Annotated in this window: 27 protein-coding genes, 1 tRNA gene and 1 riboswitch; of the genes, 22 read left to right on the top strand and 6 right to left on the bottom strand. The window is 69.2% G+C overall.

Features of this window, described 5'->3' with window-relative positions; all coding sequences use genetic code 11:
* Positions 1–25: 25 nt before the first annotated feature.
* The 7 genes from ACIGKL_RS22265 to ACIGKL_RS22235 all read left to right on the top strand — a co-directional run bounded on the left by ACIGKL_RS22265 (position 26) and on the right by ACIGKL_RS22235 (position 8549).
* Entirely contained in the window at positions 26–736 is a 711-nt protein-coding gene (locus ACIGKL_RS22265) for a response regulator transcription factor (RefSeq protein ID WP_397488605.1), read from the top strand.
* Positions 733–2067 (top strand): histidine kinase sensor domain-containing protein, encoded by a 1335-nt coding sequence (locus ACIGKL_RS22260; protein WP_397488604.1) that lies wholly within the window; start codon positions 733–735, stop codon positions 2065–2067. Before ACIGKL_RS22265 ends, ACIGKL_RS22260 begins: the two co-directional genes overlap by 4 nt.
* A 255-nt stretch (positions 2068–2322) precedes the next feature.
* Positions 2323–3234: a cysteine synthase CysM gene (gene cysM, locus ACIGKL_RS22255; protein ID WP_397488603.1), complete on the top strand. Its 912-nt coding sequence runs from the start codon at positions 2323–2325 to the stop codon at positions 3232–3234.
* A gap of 3 nt (positions 3235–3237) precedes the next feature.
* A complete protein-coding gene (gene rlmD / locus ACIGKL_RS22250; protein ID WP_397488602.1) occupies positions 3238–4590 on the top strand; it encodes a 23S rRNA (uracil(1939)-C(5))-methyltransferase RlmD in 1353 nt (450 codons plus the stop codon).
* A 119-nt stretch (positions 4591–4709) separates the two neighbouring features.
* The gene (gene relA, locus ACIGKL_RS22245) at positions 4710–6953 is read left to right on the top strand and encodes a GTP diphosphokinase (protein ID WP_021442157.1); all 2244 of its coding nucleotides are present in this window, start codon (positions 4710–4712) and stop codon (positions 6951–6953) included.
* A 100-nt stretch (positions 6954–7053) separates the two neighbouring features.
* On the top strand, positions 7054–7884 hold the full coding sequence (gene mazG, locus ACIGKL_RS22240; RefSeq protein ID WP_397488601.1) for a nucleoside triphosphate pyrophosphohydrolase: 831 nt from the start codon (positions 7054–7056) through the stop codon (positions 7882–7884).
* Between the two features lie 125 nt (positions 7885–8009).
* Positions 8010–8549 (top strand): DUF2058 domain-containing protein, encoded by a 540-nt coding sequence (locus ACIGKL_RS22235; RefSeq protein WP_397488600.1) that lies wholly within the window; start codon positions 8010–8012, stop codon positions 8547–8549.
* 96 nt (positions 8550–8645) lie between these two features.
* Here ACIGKL_RS22235 and ACIGKL_RS22230 read toward each other — a convergent pair whose 3' ends face one another.
* The 3 genes from ACIGKL_RS22230 to ACIGKL_RS22220 form a co-directional block, all read right to left on the bottom strand.
* Complete coding sequence (locus ACIGKL_RS22230) at positions 8646–8921, bottom strand: Rho-binding antiterminator (RefSeq protein WP_397488599.1); 276 nt, start codon at positions 8919–8921, stop codon at positions 8646–8648.
* 115 nt (positions 8922–9036) lie between these two features.
* Positions 9037–10281 (bottom strand): OprD family porin, encoded by a 1245-nt coding sequence (locus tag ACIGKL_RS22225; protein WP_397488598.1) that lies wholly within the window; start codon positions 10279–10281, stop codon positions 9037–9039.
* A 141-nt stretch (positions 10282–10422) separates the two neighbouring features.
* Positions 10423–11283, bottom strand: a complete 861-nt coding sequence (locus tag ACIGKL_RS22220) for an MBL fold metallo-hydrolase (RefSeq protein ID WP_397488597.1) — start codon at positions 11281–11283, stop codon at positions 10423–10425.
* A gap of 138 nt (positions 11284–11421) precedes the next feature.
* On the opposite strand from ACIGKL_RS22220, the gene ACIGKL_RS22215 reads away from it, so the two are divergent.
* The 3 genes from ACIGKL_RS22215 to ACIGKL_RS22205 all read left to right on the top strand — a co-directional run bounded on the left by ACIGKL_RS22215 (position 11422) and on the right by ACIGKL_RS22205 (position 13485).
* Complete coding sequence (locus tag ACIGKL_RS22215; protein ID WP_397488596.1) at positions 11422–11979, top strand: TetR/AcrR family transcriptional regulator; 558 nt, start codon at positions 11422–11424, stop codon at positions 11977–11979.
* Between the two features lie 84 nt (positions 11980–12063).
* Positions 12064–13200, top strand: a complete 1137-nt coding sequence (locus tag ACIGKL_RS22210; RefSeq protein WP_397488595.1) for a DUF5610 domain-containing protein — start codon at positions 12064–12066, stop codon at positions 13198–13200.
* A gap of 48 nt (positions 13201–13248) precedes the next feature.
* The gene (locus tag ACIGKL_RS22205; RefSeq protein WP_021445715.1) at positions 13249–13485 is read left to right on the top strand and encodes a glutaredoxin family protein; all 237 of its coding nucleotides are present in this window, start codon (positions 13249–13251) and stop codon (positions 13483–13485) included.
* A gap of 74 nt (positions 13486–13559) precedes the next feature.
* Here ACIGKL_RS22205 and ACIGKL_RS22200 read toward each other — a convergent pair.
* From ACIGKL_RS22200 to mobA, 3 genes are all read right to left on the bottom strand, one after another.
* Positions 13560–13636 (bottom strand) — tRNA-Pro (locus ACIGKL_RS22200).
* Positions 13637–13766: 130 nt separating this feature from the next.
* Positions 13767–13988, bottom strand: a complete 222-nt coding sequence (locus tag ACIGKL_RS22195) for a YgdI/YgdR family lipoprotein (RefSeq protein WP_021445716.1) — start codon at positions 13986–13988, stop codon at positions 13767–13769.
* An 86-nt stretch (positions 13989–14074) separates the two neighbouring features.
* Positions 14075–14662, bottom strand: coding sequence for a molybdenum cofactor guanylyltransferase MobA (gene mobA, locus ACIGKL_RS22190; protein WP_397488594.1), 588 nt, complete (start codon positions 14660–14662; stop codon positions 14075–14077).
* 67 nt (positions 14663–14729) lie between these two features.
* On the opposite strand from mobA, the gene moaB reads away from it, so the two are divergent.
* From moaB to ACIGKL_RS22130, 12 genes are all read left to right on the top strand, one after another.
* Positions 14730–15269: a molybdenum cofactor biosynthesis protein B gene (moaB, locus tag ACIGKL_RS22185; protein WP_397488593.1), complete on the top strand. Its 540-nt coding sequence runs from the start codon at positions 14730–14732 to the stop codon at positions 15267–15269.
* Positions 15266–16480 carry a gephyrin-like molybdotransferase Glp gene (glp, locus tag ACIGKL_RS22180; protein ID WP_397488592.1) on the top strand — a complete coding sequence of 405 codons (1215 nt, stop codon included), beginning with the start codon at positions 15266–15268 and terminating at the stop codon, positions 16478–16480. The genes moaB and glp overlap by 4 nt, the downstream gene beginning before the upstream one ends.
* Before the next feature lie 4 nt (positions 16481–16484).
* On the top strand, positions 16485–17264 hold the full coding sequence (locus tag ACIGKL_RS22175; protein WP_397488591.1) for an NAD-dependent deacylase: 780 nt from the start codon (positions 16485–16487) through the stop codon (positions 17262–17264).
* Positions 17265–17319: 55 nt separating this feature from the next.
* Positions 17320–17928: a C40 family peptidase gene (locus ACIGKL_RS22170; protein WP_397488590.1), complete on the top strand. Its 609-nt coding sequence runs from the start codon at positions 17320–17322 to the stop codon at positions 17926–17928.
* Positions 17929–18026: 98 nt separating this feature from the next.
* Positions 18027–18545 carry a C40 family peptidase gene (locus tag ACIGKL_RS22165; RefSeq protein WP_397488589.1) on the top strand — a complete coding sequence of 173 codons (519 nt, stop codon included), beginning with the start codon at positions 18027–18029 and terminating at the stop codon, positions 18543–18545.
* The gene (locus ACIGKL_RS22160) at positions 18542–19201 is read left to right on the top strand and encodes an O-methyltransferase (RefSeq protein ID WP_397488588.1); all 660 of its coding nucleotides are present in this window, start codon (positions 18542–18544) and stop codon (positions 19199–19201) included. The genes ACIGKL_RS22165 and ACIGKL_RS22160 overlap by 4 nt, the downstream gene beginning before the upstream one ends.
* Positions 19202–19240: 39 nt before the next feature.
* A riboswitch (cobalamin riboswitch) is annotated at positions 19241–19446 on the top strand.
* Between the two features lie 172 nt (positions 19447–19618).
* Entirely contained in the window at positions 19619–20272 is a 654-nt protein-coding gene (cobO, locus tag ACIGKL_RS22155) for a cob(I)yrinic acid a,c-diamide adenosyltransferase (RefSeq protein ID WP_397488587.1), read from the top strand.
* Complete coding sequence (locus tag ACIGKL_RS22150) at positions 20269–21561, top strand: cobyrinate a,c-diamide synthase (protein ID WP_397488586.1); 1293 nt, start codon at positions 20269–20271, stop codon at positions 21559–21561. Before cobO ends, ACIGKL_RS22150 begins: the two co-directional genes overlap by 4 nt.
* The gene (bluB, locus tag ACIGKL_RS22145) at positions 21558–22211 is read left to right on the top strand and encodes a 5,6-dimethylbenzimidazole synthase (protein ID WP_397488585.1); all 654 of its coding nucleotides are present in this window, start codon (positions 21558–21560) and stop codon (positions 22209–22211) included. The genes ACIGKL_RS22150 and bluB overlap by 4 nt, the downstream gene beginning before the upstream one ends.
* Before the next feature lie 27 nt (positions 22212–22238).
* A complete protein-coding gene (gene cbiB / locus ACIGKL_RS22140) occupies positions 22239–23147 on the top strand; it encodes an adenosylcobinamide-phosphate synthase CbiB (protein WP_397488584.1) in 909 nt (302 codons plus the stop codon).
* Positions 23140–24135 (top strand): threonine-phosphate decarboxylase CobD, encoded by a 996-nt coding sequence (gene cobD, locus ACIGKL_RS22135; protein WP_397488583.1) that lies wholly within the window; start codon positions 23140–23142, stop codon positions 24133–24135. Before cbiB ends, cobD begins: the two co-directional genes overlap by 8 nt.
* On the top strand, positions 24132–25589 hold the full coding sequence (locus ACIGKL_RS22130; RefSeq protein WP_397488582.1) for a cobyric acid synthase: 1458 nt from the start codon (positions 24132–24134) through the stop codon (positions 25587–25589). Before cobD ends, ACIGKL_RS22130 begins: the two co-directional genes overlap by 4 nt.
* Positions 25590–25710: the final 121 nt, after the last annotated feature.

Raw genomic sequence — 25710 nt, 5'->3', positions numbered from 1 at the left:
GCATTCGTCTTGTCGGTCGTTCGCCATGCTGTCCTCTGCCCATCCCGCCGCCCGCATCCTCGCCGTCGAAGACGACCCGCTGCTCGCCAGCCATTTGCAGACCCACCTGCTGGGCTGCGGCTATCACGTCACCCTCAGCCGCGACGGCAGCGAGGGCTTGCGTCTGGCCGAGAGCGAGGACTTCGACCTGATCCTGATGGACATCCTGCTGCCCGGCACCAATGGCCTGGACGCCCTGCAGCAACTGCGCCGGCGGCGCGGTGTGCCGGTGCTGCTGATGTCGGCGCTGGGCGACGAGCCCAATCGTATCGCCGGCTTCAGCCAGGGCGCCGACGATTTCCTGCCCAAGCCGTTCAGCCTCGGCGAGCTCAGCGTGCGCATCGAGGCGATCCTGCGCCGGGTCGCCTACGAGCGGCGCGAGCAGCTGCCGCGCGAATCGGCCGACGCCCTGTGCTTCGACGAGGGCCGCTGTGACGTGGCCCTGGCCGGCCACTGGGCGGGCCTGACCCCCAGCGAGTACCGCGTGCTGGAGCTGCTCTGGCGCCACCGCGACGAGGCGCTGAGCAAGCCCTTCCTCTATCAGCAGGCGTTGCGCCGCGGCTACGCCCTGCACGACCGCAGCCTGGACATGCACGTCAGCCATATCCGCCGCAAGCTGCAGAGCATCGGCTACCACGGCGGCCGGGTAGAAACCGTGTGGGGCCGGGGCTACGTGCTGGCGCGGGCGGGCACATGAGGCTGCCGGGGCGGCACTCGCTGCTGTGGAAACTGACCGGTGCGTTGGCGCTGTTCTGCCTGCTGCTGGTCAGCCTGCATGTCGACCTGGGGCGCCTGTTCATCGAGGCCACCTCGCGTCTGCCTGCGTCGACCCAGGCGCTGCTGCGCGCCTATGGCCAGGAGGCCGAGGTCGCCTGGCGCGAGGCGGGAGCGAGCGGGGTCGATGCCTTCCTGGCGCGCCTGCGCGAGCGCGAGCAGGTCTGGGCGGTGGTGGTCGACGGGCAGCATCGCTCGCTGTCGTCGCAGGCGCTGGACGAGGACGAGCGCGCGCAGCTGGACTTCGTGCGCCGCCTCGACTGGCTGGTGGGGCGACCCGGCGGTACGCCGACCTTCTATGTGCCGTTCAGCGACGGCGAATCGCGTCTGGTGATGGATCTGCCCCAGCGCCTGAACCCGCGCCAGCACCTCGAACTGTGGAACCTGCTGCTGCAGCGGATAGTGCCGGCAGTGCTCGCGGTGCTGCTTGGCGTGCTGCTCTATCGTGTGCTGATCGCCCCGCTGGCGGTCCTGCGGCGCCAGGCCAACGCCCTGCACGCCGACGATCTCGGCGCGCGGGCCGGCGGCGTGGCGCGGCGCCGCGACGAGCTGGGCGAGCTGGCCCGCGCCTTCGACCATATGGCCGAGCGCCTGCAGGCCACGGTGTCGCTGCAGCGCCAACTGCTGCGCGACCTCTCCCACGAGTTGCGCACTCCGCTCAGTCGCCTGCGGGTGGCCGGCGAGAGCGGTCTGGATGCCGAGCGGCTGAGCCAGCGCGTGCTGCAGGAGGTCGACGGCATGCAGCGCCTGGTGGCCGCTACCCTGGAGCTGGCCTGGCTCGACACCGAGCGCCCGCGGCTGAGCGCCGAGCAGGTCGAACTGGCCGCGCTGTGGGACGTGCTGGCGGAAAATGTGCGCTTCGAGAGCGGCTGGTCCGGCGACAGACTGCGCTACGAGGTGGCGGGCGACTGCCGCCTGCACTGCAACCTCAATGCCCTGGCCCAGGCCCTGGAGAACGTGCTGCGCAACGCCGTGCGCCATTCGCCGAGTGGCGGCACGGTGCACCTCGGCGGGCGCCGCGAGGGCGCCGGCTGGCACCTGTGGCTGAGCGACGAGGGCCCCGGCGTGGCCGAGGCGCAACTGGAGGCGATCTTCCTGCCCTTCACCCGCCTCGACGGTTCGCGCCCCGGCGACGGCGGTTTCGGCCTCGGCCTGAGCATCGCCCGCAGCGCCATCGCCGGGCAGGGCGGGCGCATCTGGGCGGAGAACGCTGCGCCCGGGCTATGCGTGCATTTTCAGCTGCCGGCCGCCTGAGAGCCTGTTCAAAGGCTGCTGCGCGTCGGCACTGCTGCGTTAAAAACAGGCTCGGAATGCTCATTTACACCAGTAAACTCCGCTTCCTCGCCTGTTTTTGCCTTGCATTGCTCTAGCTCGCGAGCCTTTGAGCAGGCTCTGAGTCCGGACGCCTCGCGCGCTTCTGTAGCGTCTTGCGCGACAGCATGGCGTGATGCCGTCGCGGGTTAGGCGTATCATGATGGCCCTTCGCGGCAGTCCGGATTCGAGCGACCCATGACCCTGCACTTTCCCACCATCGCCGATTGCGTCGGCAACACCCCGCTGGTGCGCCTGCAGCGCCTGCCGGGCGACACCTCCAACACCCTGCTGGTCAAGCTGGAAGGCAACAACCCGGCCGGGTCGGTCAAGGATCGGCCGGCGCTGTCGATGATCACCCGCGCCGAGCTGCGCGGCGACATCCAGCCCGGCGACACCCTGATCGAGGCCACCAGCGGCAACACCGGCATCGCCCTGGCCATGGCGGCGGCGATCAAGGGCTACCAGATGATGCTGATCATGCCCGACAACATGAGCGCCGAGCGCAAGGCGGCGATGACCGCCTACGGCGCCGAGCTGGTGCTGGTGAGCAAGGAAGACGGCATGGAAGGCGCCCGCGACCTGGCCGAGAGCCTGCAGCGCGGCGGCCGCGGCAAGGTGCTCGACCAGTTCGGCAACGGCGACAACCCCGAGGCCCACTACGTCGGCACCGGCCCGGAAATCTGGCAGCAGACCGGCGGGCGCATCACCCACTTCATCAGCTCGATGGGCACCACCGGCACCATCATGGGCGTGTCGCGCTACCTCAAGGAGCAGAACCCGGCGGTGCAGATCGTCGGCCTGCAGCCGCAGGAAGGCTCGGCCATCCCCGGCATCCGCCGCTGGCCGCAGGAATACCTGCCGAAGATCTACCAGGCCGAGCGCGTCGACCGCGTCATCGACATGGCCCAGGTCGAGGCGGAAACCGTGATGCGTCGCCTGGCGCGGGAGGAGGGGATCTTCTGCGGCGTGTCCTCCGGCGGTGCGGTGGCGGCCATGCTGCGCCTGTCGCGCGAGGTGGAGAACGCGGTGATGGTGGCGATCATCTGCGACCGCGGCGACCGCTACCTGTCCACCGGCGTCTACGACGAACCCGCGGCAGAGCACTAATTCATGGCCAAACGCAGCTCCGGCCTGCGCTTTCAACCCAGTGGCGGCAGCCGCGCTCCCCAGGTGCCGGTGGGCAAGAAGCAGCAACTGAGCATCGAGCGCCAGGCCGGCGACGGTCGCGGCATCGCCTTCGACGGCGGGCGCACCTGGTTCGTCAGCGGCGCCCTGGCCGGCGAGCGCGTCGAGGCCCGGGTGCTGGCCGCGCGCAGCCAGACCGTCGAGGCGCGCGCCGAACGCATCCTCGCGCCCAGCGCCGCGCGGCGTCAGCCGCCCTGTGCGCATGCCGGGCGTTGCGGCGGCTGCAGCCTGCAGCACATGCCCCATGCCGATCAGCTCGCCCTGAAACAGCGCACCCTGGCCGAGCAGCTCGCCCGCCTCGGCGGCGTGCAGCCGGACGAATGGGCGGCGCCGCTGGTGGGGCCGGAATTCGCCTACCGCCGCCGCGCGCGCATCGCCGTGCGCTGGGACGCCAAGGCGCGCCAGCTGCAGGTGGGTTTTCGCGCCGAGGCCAGCCAGGAGATAGTCGCGATCGACGACTGCGTGGTGCTGGTACAGCCCTTGCAACCGATTCTGCGCGGCCTGCCGGCGCTGCTGCGGCAGCTGGGCAAGCCGCAGGCGCTGGGCCATGTCGAGCTGTTCAGCGGCAGCGCCGAGGCCCTGCTGCTGCGCCACACCGCGCCGCTCGATGAAGCCGACCTGCTGCTGCTGCGCGCCTTCTGCGCCGAGCACGGCGCGCAGCTGTGGCTGCACGGCGAGGGCGAGCCGCAGGCCGATCAGATCGGCGCCGAGCTGGGTTTTCGCCTGGAGCGCTGGCAGTTGCAGCTGGCCTATCGGCCGGGGGATTTCGTCCAGGTCAACGGTCCGGTCAACGAGGCCATGGTCGCCCAGGCGCTAGACTGGTTGGCAGTGCGGCCCGGCGAACGGGTGCTGGATCTGTTCTGCGGCCTGGGCAATTTCGCCCTGCCGCTGGCGCGCCAGGCCGCCGAGGTGGTGGCAGTGGAGGGCGTTGCGACTATGGTCGCGCGCGCCGCTGCCAATGCCGCCGGCAACGGCCTGGACAACGCGCACTTTTTCCGTGCCGACCTGTCCAAGCCGCTGGCCGACGAGGCCTGGGCCGGCGGCGGTTTCGCCGCGGTGCTGCTCGATCCGCCGCGCGACGGCGCGCTGCAGGCGGTGCGCGGGATGACGGCGCTGGGCGCGCGGCGCCTGGTCTACGTCTCCTGCAACCCGACCACCCTGGCGCGCGACGCCGCCGAGTTGGCGCAGCAGGGCTACCGCCTGCGCCGTGCCGGGATTCTCGACATGTTTCCGCAGACCGCGCATGTCGAGGCCATGGCCCTGTTTGAGAAACCCTAGGCTGCGGCCTGGGGCACGAGGGATGCGCAGGACGCGCGTGCTTTCAGTTAATCCGACCGGTTCGCAGAAACCGGCGACTGCTCGGCGCACCTTGGGCGCGCCGTAGGGAAGGTAAGACGATGGTTCAGGTGAGAGCGCACCAGCCGATCAACGACGACGGCAGCATCAACCTCGAGGCCTGGCTCGACCATGCCGCGAGCGTCGATCCAGCGCTGGATCGCGAGGCCCTCAAGGAGGCCTGCGAATTCGCCCGCGATGTCGAGCAACAGGCCAATCCCACGCAGAACCTGTGGGTCGAGGGCACCTCCAGTTTCCGCGTCGGCCTGGAGATCGCCGAGATCCTCGCCGACCTCAAGCTCGACCAGGATTCGCTGGTGGCCGCGGTGCTCTACCGCGGCGTGCGCGAGGGCAAGGTGACCCTGGCTGCGGTGCACCAGCGCTTCGGCCCGGTGGTGGCCAAGCTGATCGAGGGCGTGCTGCGCATGGCGGCGATCAGCGCCTCGCTCAACCCGCGCGATTCCCTGGTGCTCGGCTCGCAGGCGCAGGTGGAGAACCTGCGCAAGATGCTGGTGGCCATGGTCGACGACGTGCGCGTGGCGCTGATCAAGCTGGCCGAGCGCACCTGCGCGATCCGCGCGGTCAAGGAAGCCGACGAGGAGAAGCGCCAGCGCGTGGCGCGCGAGGTGTTCGACATCTACGCGCCGCTGGCCCACCGCCTCGGCATCGGCCATATCAAGTGGGAGCTGGAGGACCTGTCGTTCCGCTACCTGGAACCGGTGCAGTACAAGCAGATCGCCAAGCTGCTGCACGAACGGCGGCTGGATCGCGAGCAGTACATCAACGACGTGATGAACCAGCTGCGCGCCGAACTGGAGGCCACCGGGATCAAGGCCGACATCAGCGGGCGGGCCAAACACATCTATTCGATCTGGCGCAAGATGCAGCGCAAGGGCCTGCAGTTCAGCCAGATCTACGACGTGCGCGCGGTGCGCGTGCTGGTGCCGGAGGTGCGCGATTGCTACACCGCCCTCGGCATCGTGCACACCCTGTGGCGGCACATTCCCAAGGAGTTCGACGACTACATCGCCAACCCCAAGGAGAACGGCTACCGCTCGCTGCACACCGCGGTGCTCGGCCCGGAGGGCAAGGTGCTGGAGGTGCAGATCCGCACCCACGCCATGCACGAGGAGGCCGAGCTGGGCGTGTGCGCGCACTGGCGCTACAAGGGTACCGACGTCAAGTCCGGCTCCAACCACTACGAGGAGAAGATCTCCTGGCTGCGCCAGGTCATCGAGTGGCACGAGGAACTGGGCGATATCGGCGGCCTGGCCGAGCAGCTGCGCGTGGATATCGAGCCGGACCGGGTCTACGTGTTCACCCCCGACGGCCACGCCATCGACCTGCCCAAGGGCGCCACGCCGCTGGATTTTGCCTACCGCGTGCACACCGAGATCGGTCACAACTGCCGCGGCGCCAAGATCAACGGGCGCATCGTGCCGCTCAACTACAGCCTGCAGACCGGCGAGCAGGTGGAGATCATCACCAGCAAGCAGGGCACGCCGAGCCGCGACTGGCTCAACCCCAACCTGGGCTATATCACCACCAGCCGCTCGCGGGCGAAGATCGTCCACTGGTTCAAGCTGCAGGACCGCGACCAGAACGTCGCCGCCGGCAAGACCATGCTCGAGCGCGAGCTGGGCCGACTGGCCCTGCCGCACGTGGACTACGACAAGCTGGCGGAGAAGGCCAACCTGAAGACCGCCGAGGATCTGTTCGCCTCGCTCGGCGCCGGCGACGTGCGCCTGGCCCATGCGGTCAACCTGGCCCAGCAGCTGGTGGAGCCGGAGCGCGCCAGCGAGCAGCTCGAGCTGATCCCGCGCAAGGCCCAGGGCTTCAAGCCGGGCAAGCGCGGCGACATCCAGATCCAGGGCGTCGGCAACCTGCTGACGCAGATGGCCGGCTGCTGCCAGCCGCTGCCGGGCGACCCGATCGTCGGCTACATCACCCTCGGTCGCGGCGTCACCATCCATCGCCAGGATTGCGCCACGGCGCTGCAGCAGGCCGCGCGCGAGCCGGAACGGATCATCCAGGTGAGTTGGGGCGAGGCGCCGGTGCAGACCTATCCGGTGGAAATCGTGATCAAGGCCTACGACCGCTCCGGCCTGCTGCGCGACGTGACCCAGGTGCTGCTCAACGAGAAGCTCAACGTGCTGGCGGTCAACACCCGCTCGAACAAGGAGGACAACACCGCCTCCATGTCGATCACCGTGGAGATCCCCGGCCTGGACGCCCTCGGCCGCCTGCTGGCGCGCATCAGCCAGTTGCCCAATATCATCGAGGCGCGCCGCCACCGCGCCAATTGAGCCTCAAGCGGCAAGCCTCAAGCCGCAAGAAAGCGTCGAGTGGCGCTTTTCACTTGCAGCTTGAAGCTTGTGGCTTGCAGCTTCCTGTCCAGGAGCTTCTATGTACCGACTCGACGACCTGCTGCATCTGATGGCCCGCCTGCGCGATCCTCAGCACGGCTGCCCTTGGGACCTCAAGCAGAGCTACGCGAGCATCGTCCCGCATACCCTCGAGGAGGCCTACGAGGTGGCCGACGCCATCGAGCGCGGCGACTTCGAGCACCTGCCGGGCGAACTCGGCGACCTGCTGTTCCAGGTGGTCTACTACAGCCAGCTGGCCGGCGAGGAAGGGCGCTTCGACTTCGCCCGGGTGGTCGACGGCATCACCCGCAAACTGATTCGCCGCCACCCCCACGTGTTCGTCGACGGCGACCTGTACGGCGCGCCGGATGCGGCGAAGCTGGAAGAGGCGGCGGTCAAGCAGCGCTGGGAGGAGCTCAAGGCCGAGGAGCGCGCCGAGAAGGCCGCCGCGCCCGAGCAGCTGTCCCTGCTCGACGACGTGCCCACCGCGCTGCCGGCGCTCTCCCGCGCGGCCAAGCTGCAGAAACGCGCCGCCCAGGTCGGCTTCGACTGGCCGGACGCGCTGCCGGTGGTGGACAAGGTGCGCGAGGAGCTGGACGAAGTGCTCGAGGCCATGAGCGAGAACGATGCCGAGGCGGTGTCCGAGGAGATCGGCGACCTGCTGTTCGTCGTCACCAACCTGGCCCGGCATCTCAAGGTCGACCCGGAAGGCGCCTTGCGCGCGGCCAACGGCAAGTTCGAGCGGCGCTTTCGCTTTATCGAGCAGAGCGTGCGCGAGGCCGGCCGCAGCCTGGACGGCTGCTCGCTGGAGGAACTGGATGCGCTGTGGGGCGAGGCGAAGAAACTGGAGAAGCAGACGCCGGGTTGCTGAGTAGAGTCGATGTCACGGCTACAGGCTGGAGCCGCGGCCGCTTAGCCCTTATGCTGGCGGCTTCGACCGGCGGCGCCGAGCGCTCGGCGCCGCTGCAACTGAATCATGTTCGGGATCGTTTAGTTATGGGTCTTTCCCTGCGCGACCAGCTGCTCAAAGCCGGCCTGGTCAACGAAAAACAGGCCAAGCAGGTTGGCAAGCAGCAGCAGAAGCAGAAGCGCCTGGCGCACAAGGGCCAGGCCGAACTGGACGACAGCGCTCGCCAGGCCGCGTTGCAGGCCCAGGCCGAGAAGGCCGCGCGCGACCAGGAACTCAATCGCCAGCAGCAGGAGAAGGCCGAGCAGAAGGCCCGCACCGCGCAGATCAAGCAGCTGATCGAGCGTTCGCGCCTGCCCAAGCTCAGCGGCGAGGACTACTACAACTTCGTCGACGACAAGAAGGTCAAGCGCCTGGCGGTCAACGCCCTGATGCGCAACAAGCTGTCCAACGGCTGGCTGGCCATCGTCCGCCACGGCGGCGGCTACGAGGTGATCCCGCGCGAGGCGGCGCTGAAGATCCAGGAGCGCGACCCCTCGCGCATCGTCCTGCTCAACACCCACGTCGAGGCGCCGGATGCCGACGACCCCTACGCGGCCTACCAGATCCCCGACGATCTCATGTGGTGACGCAGTAGGGTGCGTCGTGCGCACCAAGGACCATCCGTGACACAACGCGGTGCGCATGACCTGGGCGGCCCCGCGACACCCTAGGGATTGCCCCGCTTAGCAGCGTTCCCCGGCCAACAGCACCCGGCCGAAGCTCGCTTCGGCGTCCTGCGGGGTGATCGCCAGCAGGCGATCCAGGCGCAGGCGCCGCTCGCCAGCGGCGCAGCGCAGCAGCAGAAATTCCTCCTTGCTCGCCGTGGTCTCGGTGGTCAGCGCCTGGCCTTGCAGGCGCGTGCCGTCGAGCAGTTCGATCTCCAGGCGGTAGCGGTGCAGGCAGGCGATGTCCAGGTAGTCGTACAGCTCGCAGGTCAGGGGGCGGTAGTCGCTGTCCATCGAGTCGTCTTCCGCGGCGATCCGAGCCCAATCGAACGCCCAAACTAGAAAAAACGCCGCGACTCCGTAAGCGGAGTGGCGGCGCGTGGGGGCTGAGCGGTCGCCGCAGGCGGCCTTACATCAGCGGGATGGTGTAGCTGACGATCAGGCGGTTTTCGTCCAGGTCGCCGGTGCTGGCGTTGGAGCGCACCATGGCGTTGCGCCAACGCACGCCGAGGTTCTTCAGCGGGCCTTCCTGCACGGTGTAGCTGATGTCCAGGTCGCGTTCCCATTCCTTGCCGCTGACGCCGCCTACCCCATCGAAACCGTCGCCGGTGACGTAGCGCACGAAGGCCACCAGGCCGGGCACCCCGTAGTTGGCGAAGTTGATGTCGTAGCGCGCCTGCCAGGATTTCTCGTCCTTGCGGGTGAAGTCGAGGATCTGCAGGTAGTTGACGATATAGGGGTCGGTTTCATGGAGGAAGGGGAAGGCGTTGTCGCCGCCGACCTTCTGGTAACCGAGGCGGAAGGTGTGGGCGCCGATGCCGGCCCACAGGTTGACCGAGGTCAGGTCGTTGTCCAGCGTGCCGCCGAGTTTGCGGCCGTTGTCCTGAGAGTCGAAGTAGGCCAGGTTGGCGCCCAGCTTCCAGTCGCCGATGGGCTGCACGTGGATCAGGTTGTACAGCTTCTGGTCGTAGATGTCTTCCAGCTCGCCGTACCACAGGCCGACGGTGGTGTTGCCGGCGTTGAACTTGTAGTCGCCGCCGGCGAAGTTGTAGCGGTCGCTCTCGCCGCCGACGTTGGTCGCGGTGATGTCCTGGCTGTCGGTGGAGTCGCGGAAGTTCACCTCGCGCAGCTGGCCGCCGTTGAGGGTCAGGCCGTCGATTTCCTGCGAGGTGAGCAGGCCGCCGGTGAACACCTGCGGCAGCAGACGCGAGTCGCCGGAGGAGACGATCGGCAGCTTGGGCATCAGGCCGCCGACCTTGCCCACGGTCTTGGAGATACGCGCCTTGGCCGCTCCGGTGGCCTCGGAGTATTCGTCCGGCCCCTCGTTGCCGAAGGCATTGGGCAGCAGTTCGGTGCCGGCGCGCTCGTCCGCCGAATCGAGTTTCAGCCCCAGGCCGGCGTAGGCGTCCAGGCCGAAGCCGACAGTACCTTCGGTAAAGCCGGATTCGGCCTTGAGGATAAAGCCCTGGGCCCACTCCTCGCGCTTGGACTGGGCGACGCCCGGGTCGCGCAGGTCGCGGTTCATATAGAAGTTGCGCAGCTCCAAGGTGGCCTTGCTGTCGCCGATGAAGTCGGCATGAGCCACGCCAGGCAGGGTGAGGCTGGCGCCCAGCGTGGCGAGGGCCACGGCGCGGGCGAGGGGAGTCTTACTCATTATTGTTGTCTCCTCGTTCTTATAGTTGGGTCGGCCACGATGTGACCGGCCAGTTACGGCGCTGTGAAATAAAGCATTTCAGTGACGAGTCGACTGTAAGACTTTAGTCGGCACGGACCAGCGGCACGCCGCGCCAGGCTGCTACTGCAGCCACTGCGGGTAGATCGGCAAGGGCTGCTGGGCCACTGCGTCGTGCGCCGGTAGCACCTTTAGCTCGGGCTGTTGCTGCATCAGCCGGTGCACCTGCTGCAGGACGTCGGTGGTGGCGACGCGGTCGTGATCGACCAGTCGGCGGCTGATCCAGAATTTTTCCCGCGGGCCGGTGAAGCCTTCCAGGCGCCAGCTGGCGTCGCCGGTGAAGAACAGCCGGCGGCCGTCGTCCAGGGTGACGAACAGGCCGACCGAGCCGGGCGTGTGGCCATGCAGCGGCACCAGCACCAGGGCGCCGTCGCCGAACAGGTCGAGGCTCTCGGCGAAACCGAGAAAGGGCTGCGGCGCGAAGTCGTACGGCACCCAGCGCACGCCGTGCTCGAACTGGCTGGGCAGGATCGCCGGCGGCACGCCGATGCGGCTGAACTCGATCTCCGCGTGGGGCGCCCAGACCGGCACCTCGGGGAAGTCGGCCAGGCCCGAGGCATGATCCCAGTGGGCGTGGGACAGCAGGATGCGGTCGACGCGGATGCCGTCGCGCTGCAACTGGTCGCGCACCGGCCGCACCGCGCCGTACTGCATCAGTTGCCGGCTGTGCCAGGGCATCTCGGTGAACTGCCGGTCCACCTGGCGGCCCAGGCCGGTGTCGAACAGCAGGGTGGCGGCATGGTGCTCGATCAGCACCGCCACATGGTTGGCGGTGGCGCTCTGCGTCCACTTGCCGCCAGCCACGGTGAAGGCGTCCAGGGTCGTGGTCGCGGAGGTCTTGACCAGGCTCAGGCGCAGCTCGGCCTGGGCGCCGAACGCGAGGCCGGCCAGCAGCAGGGCGAAGGTGTAGCGGTAGCGGCGCATAGGTGCAGTGTCCTTGGGGCGGTGAGGGTTGAATGGATGTTAGACAGACAGGTCTGTATATTTCAAGCGACGATTTTCTCCCCGCGCGGTCGACCTTTGCCGCACCTTGCGCATAATGGCCGTCTCTGGAGGTTGCACATGGCTTCGAACAAACGCGAACAGCTGCTCGCCACCGCGCTGCAGCTGTTCTACCGCGAGGGTTACCACGGCACCGGCATCGACCGCATCCTGGCCGAGTCCGGGGTGGCGAAGATGACCCTGTACAAGCACTTCAAGTCCAAGGACGAGCTGATTCTCGCGGCCCTGCAGCTGCAGCACGAGCAGCTCGGCGCACGCCTGCAGGCGGCCCTGGCCGGTCTGGCGCCGCGCGAGGCGATCCTGGCGACGTTCGACGGGCTGCAGCAGCTGCTCGGCGAGGCGGATTTCTGCGGCTGCCTGTTCCTCCATGCCACGGCGGAGTTTCACGACCGCGCGCACCCCATCCACCGCCAGGCGGCGGCGCACAAGCGCGCCTTGCTCGAGCACTTCCGCCGGGCGCTGCAGGCCCTGGGGGCGACGGATGCCGATGTGCTCGCCGCACAGCTGCAGTTTCTCTTCGAGGGGGCGCTGAGCATGGCCCATGTCTACGGCCCGGGCGATCAGGCCCGCCAGGCCCGGGCGGCGGCGGTCAGCCTGCTGCAGGCAGCGGGGCATTGACTGGCAGACCGTTGGTCGTGTGCGGCTAAAGCTTGCCCGGCGGCGGCCGTTAACCCGGCAGATGTCCTGCCCCGGTACCTTGCCATGAACAGCCTGGCCTCGCTCAACCCCTCCGCCTCGCGCGCCGCCCACGCCGCGCAATCGCCGTCGCCGCGCAGCAATGCAGCCGATGCGCAGTCCGTGCTGGCCAACCGCTTGGCCGACAAGCTCGGTTTGCAACCCGGCGCACTGAGCGGCAAACAGGACGATTTCACCCCCGAGAAGGTCGCCGGGCGCATCCTCGGCTTTATCGAGCAGCGCCTGCAGAGCGAGGCCGCGGCGGGCGCCGATCCGGCCAAGCTGGAGAAACTCCTCGGCCAGGCGCGCGAAGGCGTGGAGAAGGGCTTCGCCGAAGCGCGCAAGATTCTCGACGGCATGGGCGTGCTGGCCGGCAAGGTGGCCGGCGATATCGACGATACCTATCAGCGTATCCAGGACGGCCTCGGCGATCTCGACCGGCGCTTCGGCGCTGCCGCACCGGCGTCGGGCTCGCTGGCCCTGGCCGGTTACAGCGAGCGCTTCAGCGCCCTGGCGGAAACCTTCGACCTTGCAGTCACCACCCGCGACGGCGACCGCCTGCGCATCTCCGTGGCGCAGGCTTCGGCCAGTTGGTCGCAGAGCAGCTTCGCCGCCGCCAGCAACGGCAGCGGCACGGCCGTGACGGCCAGCAGCCAGTCCGGCAGCCTGCAGATCGGCGGCTGGCAGGTCAGCGTCGAAGGCGAGCTGGACGCCGACGAGGTCAAGGCGCTGGAGAAGCTCTTCAGCCAGGTGCAGGAGCTGTCCAACCAGTTCTACGCCGGCGACCTGGGCGGCGCCTTCGACCGCGCCATGGCCCTGGAAATGGACGGTGAGCAACTGGCCTCGATGTCCCTGCGCCTGACCCAGACCAGCGTGCGCCAGGCCACCGATGCCTATGGCGCCGTGGCCGGACAGGGCGCCAGCGCGGTCAATGGCGACCTGCAGAACTATGCCCAGGGCCTGCTCGACGCGCTGCGCAGCGCCGAAGGCCTGGCGCAGGATGCCGGCGGCCTGCTCAAGGACCTGCTCAAGGGCGGCTTCTCGCTCGACGAGCGCTTCGACCTGCCGCGCCTGGAGAAGGCCGACAGCCTCAACCGCAGCCTGCTCGACGGCCTGCAGGCGCTGCTCGCCGGTCAGCTCGGCGAGGGCGCGGCCGCGAGCTGATTCGCGTCGGTGTTAAACTGCGCACCTTGCCGACAGTGAGGTGCGTACATGACGCCGGAATGCCAACTCTTCGGAACCCTGGGCTGCCACCTGTGCGAGGTGGCCGAGGCGCTGCTCATGCCGTTCGTCGAGAACGGCCTGCTGGTGGAGTTGATCGATATCGCCGAGCACGAGGGCATGGTCGAGCAGTACGGCCTGCGCATCCCGGTGCTGCGTCGTTGCGACACCGGCGCCGAACTGAACTGGCCGTTCGACGGCGAGCAGGTGGTGGCCTTTCTTCGCTGAGGCGTTGGCCGGCGCCAGGCGGGACGGTAATCGCAGGCATAAAAAAACCCGCCGGTTAAGGCGGGTTTTTGATTTGGTCGGAGAGACAGGATTCGAACCTGCGACCTTCTCGTCCCGAACGAGACGCGCTACCAAGCTGCGCTACACTCCGAATCAGCCGTATTCTACCGAAAAACTTTTACCGCACAAGGGGTTAGCCCGAAAAAATTGTGGGTGGCAGTCCTTCCATCGGCAATCCCGCAACCCGCCCGGGCCTCGCAGGGGAGGCCCGGGTCGTCGTTTCAGAGTTCCTTGACGGTCTGCACCTGATCCTTGTTGACGGTGGCGCGCTTGCCGTCGAGTTGCTCGAACTCGTAGAAGCCGGAGTCCTCGTCGAACTTGGGCTTGTCCACGGTCTGGATCTCGCGGCCGTCGTTCAGGGTGATCACCGACGGCGAGGCGCAGCCGGCCAGTGCGGCGAAACCGAGGGCGATAAGCAGGGCGGGGATGATCCGTTGAGTCATGGTCTGTCTCCTTGGGTGATACAACCTATGTACCCAGGCTCAGACGCAGTCGCGGCGTGCGAGTTCCACCGAGTTTTCCCGGCGCCTCAGCCGGGGCGGGCGGCGGCGAGGAGTTCCGGCGTATTCAGGTTGGCCAGGCGCGCATCGTCGAGCGGGCAGTCCAGCGGCGTCGGTGCGAGGCCGTCGAGCCAACGCTGCGGGCTGCGCTGGCCGGCCTGCCAGGCGCGTTCCAGATCGTCGCGCAACGCGGTCGGCAGCAGGCAGAACAACGGCTGCCAGTACTGCCCCTGGCGCACCACCGCCGGTTTGCTACCGGCGCGTTCGAGCAAGGCGTCGAGCAGCGGGCGATCCACCAGCGGCGCGTCGCAGGGCAGGATCAGCAGTTGCGTATGACGGGCCACCGCCAGGCCCGCGCGAATGCCGGCCAGCGGTCCCTGGAAGTCGCTGTCCTGGTCGCTCACCAGGCGGTCGGCATAGGGCGCGTAGCGCTCGGCGTTGCGGTTGCAGGAAACGATCAGGTCGTCGCTCAAGGGGCGTACCAGCTCGTGCAGCCAGGCGATCAGCGGCCGCCCGCGCCACTCCAGCAGGCCCTTGTCGCGCCCGCCCATGCGTTGGCCGCGGCCGCCGGCAAGCAGCAGTACGGAGCAGGGCGGTGGGGCGTTGGATGCGGGCATGCTGGCGTCTCCGGTGGCGGGTGGTGTGATATAACTCCGGCCATTCTCTCGCAATTGGAAGCCTGCCATGAACCATAAGGCCGAGGCGCTGTTCGTGCCGCTGCAGATCGCCGTGCTCACCGTCAGCGACACCCGCACCCTGGAAACCGATACCTCCGGACAACTGTTCGTCGATCGCCTGCAGGAGGCCGGTCACCATTTGGCCGCGCGCGTCCTGCTCAAGGACGACCTCTACAAGATCCGCGCCCAGGTCGCCGGCTGGATCGCCGACGACGGCGTACAGGTGGTGCTGATCACCGGCGGTACCGGTTTCACCGGGCGCGACAGCACGCCGGAAGCGGTTGCCTGTCTGCTGGACAAGCAGGTGGACGGTTTCGGCGAATTGTTCCGGCAGATCTCGGTGGCCGATATCGGCACCTCCACCATTCAGTCGCGTGCCCTGGCCGGTCTGGCCAACGGCACCCTGGTGTGCTGCCTGCCGGGTTCGACCAACGCCTGCCGCACCGCCTGGGACGGCATCCTCGGCGAGCAGCTCGATGCCCGCCATCGTCCCTGCAATTTCGTCCCCCACCTGAAGCAGGTGGCCGCCTGCGAGAGCCGCGGATGAGCGGTTGCGAGCAACCCGGCCTGCTACCCATGGAGGCGGCGCTGGCGCGCCTGCTGGCGCTGGCCGAGGCCGCGCCCATCGCGCAGCAGGAATCGGTCGCGCTGGCCGATGCCGATGGCCGGGTGCTGGCCGAGCCGCTGCTTGCCGCCCTCGACCTGCCGCCCTGGGACAACAGCGCCATGGACGGTTACGCCCTGCGCCTGGCCGATTGGCAGGGCGAGGCGCTGCCGGTCAGCCAGCGCATCCAGGCCGGCACGGCGCCCTTGCCGCTGCAGCCGGGTAGCTGCGCGCGCATCTTTACCGGTGCGCCGCTGCCGGCCGGCGCCGACAGCGTGGAAATGCAGGAAAACGTGGAGCTGGATGACGCCGGCCGAGTGCGCTTTCGCCAGCCGCTCAGGCTTGGCCAGAACGTCCGCGCCCGCGGCCAGGAAACCCGTGTCGGCGATTGCGTGCTGCCGGCCGGTACGCGCCTGGGGCCGATCGAACTGGGCCTGGCCGCCTCTCTCGGCGCGGCCGAACTGCGCGTGCGGCGGCGGCCGCGGGTCGCCGTGCTGTCGACCGGCGACGAGCTGGTCGAGCCCGGCCAGGCGCTCGGCCCGGGGCAGATCTACAACAGCAACCGGCGCCTGCTCAGCGCCTGGCTGCAGCGCCTGGGCTGCGCCGTGGTCGACGCCGGCATCCTGCCGGACGACCTGGTGCTAACCCGCGAGGCCCTCGGCAGGCTCGGCGACGTCGACCTGATCCTGTCCACCGGCGGGGTCTCGGTGGGCGAGGCGGATTATCTCGGCCTGGCCCTGCGCGAGGCCGGCGAGCTGGCGCTGTGGAAGCTGGCGATCAAGCCGGGCAAGCCTTTGACCTTCGGCCATTACCAGGGCGTGCCGGTGATCGGCCTGCCGGGCAACCCGGCCTCGACCCTGGTCACCTTCGGCCTGTTGGCGCGCCCCTACCTGCTGCGTCGTCTCGGCGTGCCGCGCGTCGAGCCGCTGGGTTTCGCCGTGCCGGCCGGGTTCGTCTGGCGCAAGCCGGGCATGCGCCGCGAGTACCTGCGTGCGCGCCTGGAACACGGCCGCGCAGTGCCCTACGCCAACCAGAGCTCCGGCGTGCTGCGCAGCGCCGCCTGGGCCGAAGGGCTGGCCGAGGTGCTCGAGGGGGCAACGCTGGAGGAGGGCGACAGCCTGCGGTTTATCCCCCTCAGCGAGATCCTCGGTTAAGGCCATGGACGAGGCGCTGCGGCGAGTCGCGCGGGCCATCGAGCAGGCCGAGCGCATCCTGGTCATTACCGGCGCGGGGCTGTCGGCCGACTCCGGCCTGCCCACCTACCGCGGCCTCGGCGGCCTGTACAACGGCCATACCGCCGAAGGCCTGCCGATCGAGGCGGCGCTGTCCGGGCCAATGCTGCGCCGCGACCCGGCATTGTGCTGGAAGTACCTGGCCGAGCTGGGCAAGGCCTGTCTCGGCGCGGCGCCGAATGCCGGTCACCTGGCCATCGCCGAGCTGCAGCGGCGCAAGCCCGCTTGCTGGGTGCTGACGCAGAACATCGACGGTTATCACCGCGCCGCCGGCAGTCCCGGCGAGCGCCTGATCGAGATTCACGGCGAGCTGGCGCCGCTCTATTGCCAGTCCTGCGGTGGTGAGGACGGCGAACTGGCCGAGCACCTGCAGCGGCCGCTGCCGCCGCGCTGTCGGCAGTGCGGCGGGGTGTTGCGCCCACCCGTGGTGCTGTTCGAGGAAATGCTCCCGGAGGCGGCCATCGACAGCCTCTACGCCGAGCTGCGCAAGGGTTTTGACCTGGTGCTCAGCGTCGGCACCAGCGCCAGCTTCCCCTACATAGTCGAGCCGGTGCTGCGTACCCGCCAGGCCGGAGGCCTGAGCGTGGAGATCAACCCCACGCTGACCGACCTCAGCGCCGTGGTGGATGTACGGCTGGCTGGGCGGGCCTTAGATGTGTTGCCGAAACTACTGGGTCACATTTCGAGCGATAGAATTTGCAAATAGACGGCATAGAGGGCATAGTCGCGCACTTGTAAATTGAACCGACACGGTCGTGCCCATGCGCAAACGCTTCGCACCCCTCGTGCCTTTTGCACTCATCGCCTTTCTCGCCGCCTGCGCCGGCCACGCGCCGCAGCCGCAGCTCGACGAGCCCGCGGTCAAGCCCGTCGCTCAGCAGGTCGAACCTGCCGAGGACGAGATGGCCGCGCTGATCGACGACAAACCCTACGAAATGCCGCAGCTGGCCGACAGCCTGCTCGATCTCGGGCGTTCGCTGGTCGGCACCCGCTATCGCTACGGTGGCACTTCGGTGCAGTCCGGTTTCGACTGCAGCGGCTTCGTTGGCTATCTGTTCCGCAAGGAAGTCGGCCTGGAACTGCCGCGCTCGACCCGCGAGTTGATCAAGCTGGATGCGCCCAAGGTGGCCCGCGCCGACCTGGAGCCGGGCGATCTGATCCTGTTCAACGACCGCGGCCGCGGCCGCGTCAGCCACGCCGGCATCTACCTCGGCGACGATCAGTTCATCCATTCCAGCAGCCGCCGCAGCGGCGGCGTGCGCATCGACAGCCTGGACGACAGCTACTGGAATCGCAGCTACCTGCAGGCCAAGCGCGTCCTCGCCCTGGCCCCGGTGGACGACGAGCAGGCCGCCCAGCGTCATCCCTGAGAGCAAGCTCTGAGCGCCCTTCGGCGCGGCCCCAGGGTTGCGCCGTTCGCCCCGAGCCGGCAGAGTAGGGCGCATCCAGGCTCAGGATCGCCTCGCTCATGCCCGTCACGACCCGTGTTGCCCTGCTCGTTCTCGCCCTGCTGCTGAGTGCCTGTAGCAGTCGCGCCCCCACCCCACAGCCCAGCTATCCACCAGCCACCGGCCAGTTCCAGGGCGGCGCCGACGACGTGCTGTTCCGCGCCCTCGGCCTGGTCGGCACGCCCTATCGCTACGGTGGCAATACCCCGGACGGCGGTTTCGACTGCAGCGGCCTGATCGGCTACGTCTACCGCGACGCCGCCGGCATCAGCCTGCCACGTTCGACCCGCGAGCTGAGCGCCATGCGCAGCCCCAATGTGCGCCGCGACGCCCTGCAGAGCGGTGACCTGGTGTTCTTCGCCACCAACGGCGGGCGCGGCGTCAGTCATGCCGGCATCTATGTCGGCGAGGGACGTTTCGTCCACGCGCCGTCTTCGGGCGGTACGGTGCGCCTGGACAGTCTGGACAACAGCTACTGGCAGCGCGCCTATCTGGACGCCAAGCGCGTGCTCGCCCCCGAACTGGCGCGCAATCCGTGACCCAGCGCAGCCTGCAACTCGACGACGCGCTCTACCAGTACCTGCTGGACGTCTCCCTGCGCGAGTCGCCGCTGCTCGCCCGCCTGCGTGCGGAAACCGCGCAGCTGAGCCAGGCACGTTGGCAGATCGCCCCGGAGCAGGGCCAGTTCATGGCCCTGCTGGTGCGCCTGCTCGGCGCCCGGCGGATCGTCGAGGTCGGCACCTTCACCGGCTACAGCGCCATTTGCCTGGCCGATGCCATGGGGTCGCAGGGCCAGCTGATCTGCTGCGACCTGCCCGGCGACTACAACGCCACCGCCCGCCGCTACTTCGCCGAGGCCGGGCTGACCGAGCGTATCCAGTGGCGTCTGGGCCCGGCGCTGGACAGCCTGGCGGCGCTGGAGGGCGAAGGGCAGGGCGACTTCGACCTGATCTTCGTCGACGCCGACAAGGCCAACTACCCGGCCTACCTGGAACAGGCGCTACGCCTGTTGCGCCAGGGCGGCCTGCTGCTGTTCGACAACACCCTGTGGAGCGGCCGGGTGTTACAGGCGCAGCCGGACAGTGCCGACACCCGCGCCATTCAGGCGCTGAACCGGGCGCTCAGGGACGATGCGCGCGTCGAGCTGTCGCTGCTGCCATTGGGTGACGGCCTGACCCTGTGCCGCAAGCGCTGAGCCGCCGTGGCGTTGACGCCCAACCCTCCCAGCCTCTACCCTGCGCGCCTTGCTTCAGGTGCCCGACGCCACGCGCGTACGAGGTGAAACAGGGAAGCCGGTTCAAATTCCGGCGCTGCCCCCGCAACGGTAGGTGAGTCAAACGCCGCTCTATTGCCACTGTGCTTCGTGCATGGGAAGGCGCGGCGCTAGCCCGCGAGGCTCGCTCACAAGCCCGGAGACCGGCCTGCTGCAGTCCACGGCATCGCGGAGGGCGTTGTCTGGCGTGCGGGCTCGCCTTCCCGGTGGCCCGCGCGCGCCGTTCTCCGCCTGCCTTGTCCAGCCCAGTGTGTTCGGGAGCGCAACGATGCCGCCATGCCAGCTTGCCAGTCGTGCACGGCGGCCTGCGCCCGGATGCCCGCAGACCAGGAAACCTCGATGAGCGAATCGACCGAACGCGACAGCGAATCGATCCCGCGCGACAGCGCATTGACCGAACGCGACGCCCGGCACCAGGCGCGCATGGCGCGCAAGAAGGCGCTGATCGACGCGAAGATCGCCCAGGCCCAGGACCAGTACGGCCTGCTGCTGGTGCACAGCGGCAATGGCAAGGGCAAGAGCAGCAGCGCCTTCGGCATGGTCGCCCGCGCCCTCGGCCACGGCATCAGGGTTGGCGTGGTGCAATTTATCAAGGGCGCCGCCAGCACCGGCGAGGAAACCTTCTTTCGCCGTTTCCCCGAGGAAGTCAGCTACCACGTGATGGGCGAGGGCTTCACCTGGGAGACCCAGGATCGCCAGCGCGATATCGCCAAGGCGGGCGAGGCCTGGGCCGTTGCGCAGCGCCTGCTGAACGACGAGGGCGTCGGCCTGGTGGTGCTGGACGAGCTGAATATCGCCCTCAAGCACGGTTATCTGCAGCTCGATGCGGTGCTCGCCGATATCCAGGCACGGCCGCTCCTGCAGCACGTGGTGGTGACCGGGCGCGGCGCCTTGCCGGGGATGATCGAGGCGGCCGATACGGTGACCGAGATGAGCCTGGTCAAGCATGCCTTCAAGGCCGGGGTGAAGGCGCAGAAGGGGGTCGAGTTTTGACTTCGCGCCAGTGCCCGGCGCTGCTGATCGCCGCGCCCGCCTCAGGGCAGGGCAAGACCACCGTCACCGCCGCCCTGGCGCGCCTGCACAGCCGCCAGGGACGGCGGGTACGGGTGTTCAAGTGCGGCCCGGACTTTCTCGACCCGATGATCCTCGCCCGCGCCAGCGGCGCGCCGGTGTACCAGCTCGACCTGGCGATGGTCGGCGAGGCCGAAAGCCGCCGCCTGCTCTGGCAGGCGGCGGGCGAGGCCGAGCTGATCCTGATCGAAGGGGTGATGGGCCTGTTCGACGGCCAGCCCTCGGCGGCCGACCTGGCGCGGCAGTTCGGCGTGCCGGTGCTGGGGGTGATCGACGGTTCGGCCATGGCCCAGACCTTCGGCGCCCTGGCCCATGGGCTGGCGACCTTCCAGGCCGACCTGCCGTTCGCCGGGGTGCTCGGCAACCGGGTGGCCAGCGCGCGCCATGGCGAGATTCTGCGCGCTGCGTTGCCGAGCACCATTCGTTGGTACGGCGCCTTGCCGCGCAATGCTGCGGTGGAGCTGCCCAGCCGTCACCTGGGGCTGGTGCAGGCGCAGGAACTGGCCGACCTCGACACGCGCCTGGACGCCGCCGCCGATGCCCTGGCCGCCAGCGCCGAGGTGGCCTTGCCGGCGCCAGTGCGCTTCGCCGCGCCACCACCGCGGGCGGTCGAGCCGCTGCTGGCCGGCGTGCGCATCGGCGTGGCGCGCGACGGCGCCTTCGCCTTTCTCTATCAGGCCAACCTCGATCTGCTGTGCGAGCTGGGCGCCGAAATTGAATTCTTCTCGCCGCTGGCGGGCGACGGCCTGCCGCAGGTGGACAGCCTCTACCTGCCCGGCGGCTATCCCGAATTGCATCTCGCTGAACTGGAAGGCAACCAGGCCATGGCCGCGGCGATTCGTGCCCATCACCGGGCCGGCAAGCCGATCCTCGCCGAATGCGGCGGCATGCTCTACCTGCTCGACGAACTGGCCGACAAGCAGGGCGCCAGCGGTCGCATGCTCGGCCTGCTGGCCGGCCGCGCCGCGCTGCAACCACGGCTGACCGCCCTGGCTTTGCAGGAAGTGGAGTTGCCGGAGGGCGAGCTGCGCGGCCACAGCTACCACCATTCGCGCCTGGACAGCCCGCTGGCGCCGCTGGCCCTGGGTCGTTGCCCGAACGGCAAGGCGGTGGCCGAGGCGGTCTATCGCCTGGGCCGGTTGACGGCCTCCTATATCCACTTCTACCTGCCGTCCAACCCCCTGGCGGCCGCGGCGCTGTTGCGCCCATGAGCGAGCAGGCCTTCAGCGCCGTCGAGCGCGCCGCGGTCTACCGCGCCATCGCCGAACGCCGCGACATGCGCCACTTCAGTGGCGGCGAGGTGCCGGCCGAGGTGCTGGCACGCCTGCTGGAGGCGGCGCACCGCGCACCCAGCGTCGGCCTGATGCAGCCCTGGCGCTTTCTGCGCATCAGCGACCCGCAATTGCGCGAAGCCGTCCACGCGCTGGTGGAGGCCGAACGGCTGCGCACCGCCGAGGCGCTGGGCGAGCGCTCCGACGAATTCATGCGGCTCAAGGTCGAGGGCATTCGCGAGTGTGCCGAGCTGCTGGCGGTAGCGCTGATGGACGGGCGCGAGACTCATGTCTTCGGCCGCCGCACCCTGCCGGAAATGGATATGGCGTCGGTGGCCTGCGCCATTCAGAATCTCTGGCTGGCCGCCCGCGCCGAGGGCCTGGGCCTGGGTTGGGTGTCGCTGTTCGAGCCCGAGGCGCTGGCTGCGCTGCTGGGCATGCCGGCCGGCAGCAAACCGGTGGCGCTGCTGTGCCTGGGGCCGGTCGCGGCCTTCTATGACCAGCCGATGCTGGTGGAGGAGGGCTGGGCCAGGCCGCGGCCGCTCGCCGAGCTGCTGTTCGAGAATCGATGGGGAGAACGCGTTGACTGACCTATCCACTGGCAACGGGCTATGGCGATGAGCCTGGCGCTCAGCACCCTGGCCGGGGTGGCGCTGGACGCCGCGCTCGGCGAGCCGAAGCAGGGCCACCCGCTGGTGGCCTTCGGCCGCCTGGCGAATCGTCTGGAGCAGCGCTTCAACCCCGCCGGCGGCGGCTGGCGCAGCCATGGGGTGAGCGCCTGGTGTCTGGCGGTGCTGCCGCTGACCCTGCTGACCTGGCTGCTGGCGCAGGTCTCGGCCTTCGGCTGGGCGGTGGAGATCGCCGCGCTGTACTGCGCCCTCGGCCTGCGCAGCCTCGTCGAGCACGCGCGGCCGGTGGCGCAGGCGCTGCGCCTGGGCGATCTGGCGCTGGCGCGCGAGCGCGTCGGCTGGATGGTCAGCCGCAACACCGCCGCGCTGGACGCCGGCGGCGTGGCCCGCGCCGGCACCGAGTCGGTGCTGGAAAACGGCTCGGATGCGGTGTTCGCCGCGCTGTTCTGGTTCGTCGTCGCCGGCGCGCCGGGTGTGGTGCTGTACCGCCTGAGCAATACCCTGGATGCCATGTGGGGTTACCGCAACGAGCGCTTCGAACGCTTCGGCTGGGCCGCGGCGAAGATCGACGATGTACTCAATTACGTCCCTGCGCGCCTGGTGGCGCTGAGCTACGCGTTGCTTGGCCACAGCGCCCTGGCGCTGCGCTGCTGGCGTCGCCAGGCGCCGCAGTGGGACAGCCCCAACGCCGGCCCGGTGATGGCCGCCGGCGCCGGTAGCCTGGGGGTGAGCCTGGGCGGCGCGGCCGAATATCACGGCCAGCTGCATGTGCGCCCGCAACTGGGCGAGGGGCCGCCGCCGCGGGCGCGCGATATCGAGCGCGCGCTGAATCTGGTGTGGGGCGGCGTGCTGCTGTGGCTGGCGCTGCTGGGACTCTGGGAGGTGCTGGGTGCTTGAGCATGGAGGCCGCCTGCGTGCGGCGGCGCGGCAATACGGCATCGCCCTGGAGGACTGGCTGGACCTGTCCACCGGCATCGCCCCCTACGGCTGGCCGTTGCCGGCTATTGCGGCCGAGGCCTGGACTCGCCTGCCGGAGCCGGACGATGGCCTGGAAGCCGTCGCCCGCGACTACTACGGCGCGGCCAGCCTGCTGCCGGTGGCCGGTTCGCAGGCGGCGATCCAGGCCTTGCCGCGCCTGCGCAAGGGCTGCACGGTGGGCATCCTCTCGCCGACCTACGCCGAGCATGCCGCCGCCTGGCGCCGCGAGGGGCACCGGGTGATGCAGCTCAGCGAGGGCGCCATCGACCGCGCCCTGCCGCGCCTCGACGTGCTGCTGCTGGTCAACCCGAACAATCCCACCGGCCGGCGTATCGAGACGCCGCGCCTGCTCGCCTGGCACGCGCAACTGGCCGAGCGCGGCGGCTGGCTGCTGGTGGACGAGGCTTTCATGGACTGCACGCCCGAGCACAGCCTGGCCGCTCACGGCGCGCGGCCGGGGCTGATCCTGCTGCGTTCGTTCGGCAAGTTCTTCGGCCTGGCCGGCCTGCGCCTGGGCTTCGTCCTCGCCGAGCAGGGCCTGCTCGACGAGCTGGCCGAACTGCTCGGGCCCTGGGCGGTGAGCGGTCCGGCGCGGCAGCTGGCGCGCCAGCTGCTGGCCGACGGCGCCGGCCAGGCGCGGCAACGCCAGCGCCTGCAGGTCGACGGCGAGCGCCTGGCGGCGCTGCTGCGCGATGGCGGCCTGCCGCCCACCGGCGGCTGCGCGCTGTTCCAGCTCTGCTGCCCGCCGCGGGCCGGCGACTGGCACGCGGCGCTGGCGCGGCGCGGCATCCTGGTGCGGCTGTTGCCCTTTATGGACAGCCTGCGCTTCGGTCTGCCGCCGCACGAGGCGGGCTGGCAGCGCCTGCAGCAGGCCCTGCGCGAGTGCGCCGAGGAGCTGGGGCAATGATCGGCACCACCCTGATGGTGCAGGGCACCACCTCCGACGCCGGCAAGAGCACCCTGGTGACCGCCCTGTGCCGTTGGGCACGGCGTCAGGGCGTGGCGGTGGCGCCGTTCAAACCGCAGAACATGGCGCTGAACTCTGCGGTCACCGCCGACGGCGGCGAGATCGGCCGCGCCCAGGCGGTGCAGGCCCAGGCCGCGGGCCTGGCGCCGCACACCGATATGAACCCGGTGCTGCTCAAGCCCAACAGCGACACCGGCGCGCAGGTGATCATCCACGGCCGTGCGGTGGGCAATATGCAGGCGCTGGCCTATCACGGCTACAAGCAGGTGGCCATGGCCGCGGTGCTCGAGTCCCACCAGCGTCTACGCCAGCAGTACCCGCTGGTGCTGGTAGAGGGTGCCGGCTCGCCGGCGGAGATCAACCTGCGCGCCGGCGATATCGCCAACATGGGCTTCGCCGAGGCGGTGGACTGCCCGGTGATCCTTATCGCCGATATCGACAAGGGCGGGGTGTTCGCCCACCTGGTCGGCACCCTGGAACTGCTCAGCCCATCCGAGCAGGCGCGCATCAAGGGTTTCGTGATCAACCGTTTTCGCGGTGACATCGCCCTGCTGCAACCGGGGCTGGACTGGCTGGAGCAGCGCACCGGCAGGCCGGTGCTCGGCGTGCTGCCCTACCTGATGGATTTCCACCTGGAGGCCGAGGACGCCGTCGATACTCGCCAGCAGGCCAAGACCACGGACGCGTTGCGGGTGGTGGTGCCGGTGCTGCCGCGCATCAGCAACCACACCGATTTCGACCCGCTGCGCCTGCACCCGCAGGTGCAACTAAGTTTCGTCGGGCCCGGCCAGACCATCCCGCCGGCCGACCTGATCGTCCTGCCCGGCTCCAAGAGCGTGCGCGCCGACCTGGCGCGCCTGCGCGAGCAGGGTTGGGATGCCGCCATCGCCCGTCATCTGCGCTATGGCGGCAAGCTGCTGGGCATCTGCGGCGGCCTGCAGATGCTCGGCCGGCACATCCACGATCCGCACGGCCTGGAAGGTGCCGCCGGCAGCAGCGAGGGCCTCGGCCTGCTGGATTTCGAGACGCGGCTGGAGCCGCACAAGCAGTTGCGCAACGTGCGTGGCCGCCTGTGCCTGGAGCAGGCCGAGGTCAGCGGCTACGAGATTCATGCCGGGGTCAGCACTGGCGCCGGCCTCAATGGTGCGGTGAGCCTGGACGACGGCCGCCGTGACGGTAGCCTGAGTGGCGACGGCCAGGTGCTCGGCACCTACCTGCACGGCCTGTTCGAGCTTCCTCAGGCCTGCGCCGCGCTGCTGCGCTGGGCCGGGCTGCGCGAGGTGCAGGCGGTGGACTACCAGGCCCTGCGCGAGCGCGATATCGAGCGCCTGGCCGATCTGGTGGAAGAACACCTGGATACCGACAAACTCAAGGCGCTCTGTGGGCTGGCGTAGGGTGGACGACGCTTTTTTCGTCCACTGCTGTGATCGCTGGGCATCTGCCAATGGTGGATCGGTAGAGCGTGATCCACCCTACGGTTTTGATTTGCCAACGGTGCGCACGGCCTAGGCGGCC

Origin of the sequence: Pseudomonas sp. NPDC077186 (genome assembly GCF_044543505.1) — a bacterium.
In the GTDB taxonomy this organism is placed as follows: Bacteria; Pseudomonadota; Gammaproteobacteria; order Pseudomonadales; family Pseudomonadaceae; genus Aquipseudomonas.
This window is presented reverse-complemented; position numbering and strand designations above follow the sequence as displayed.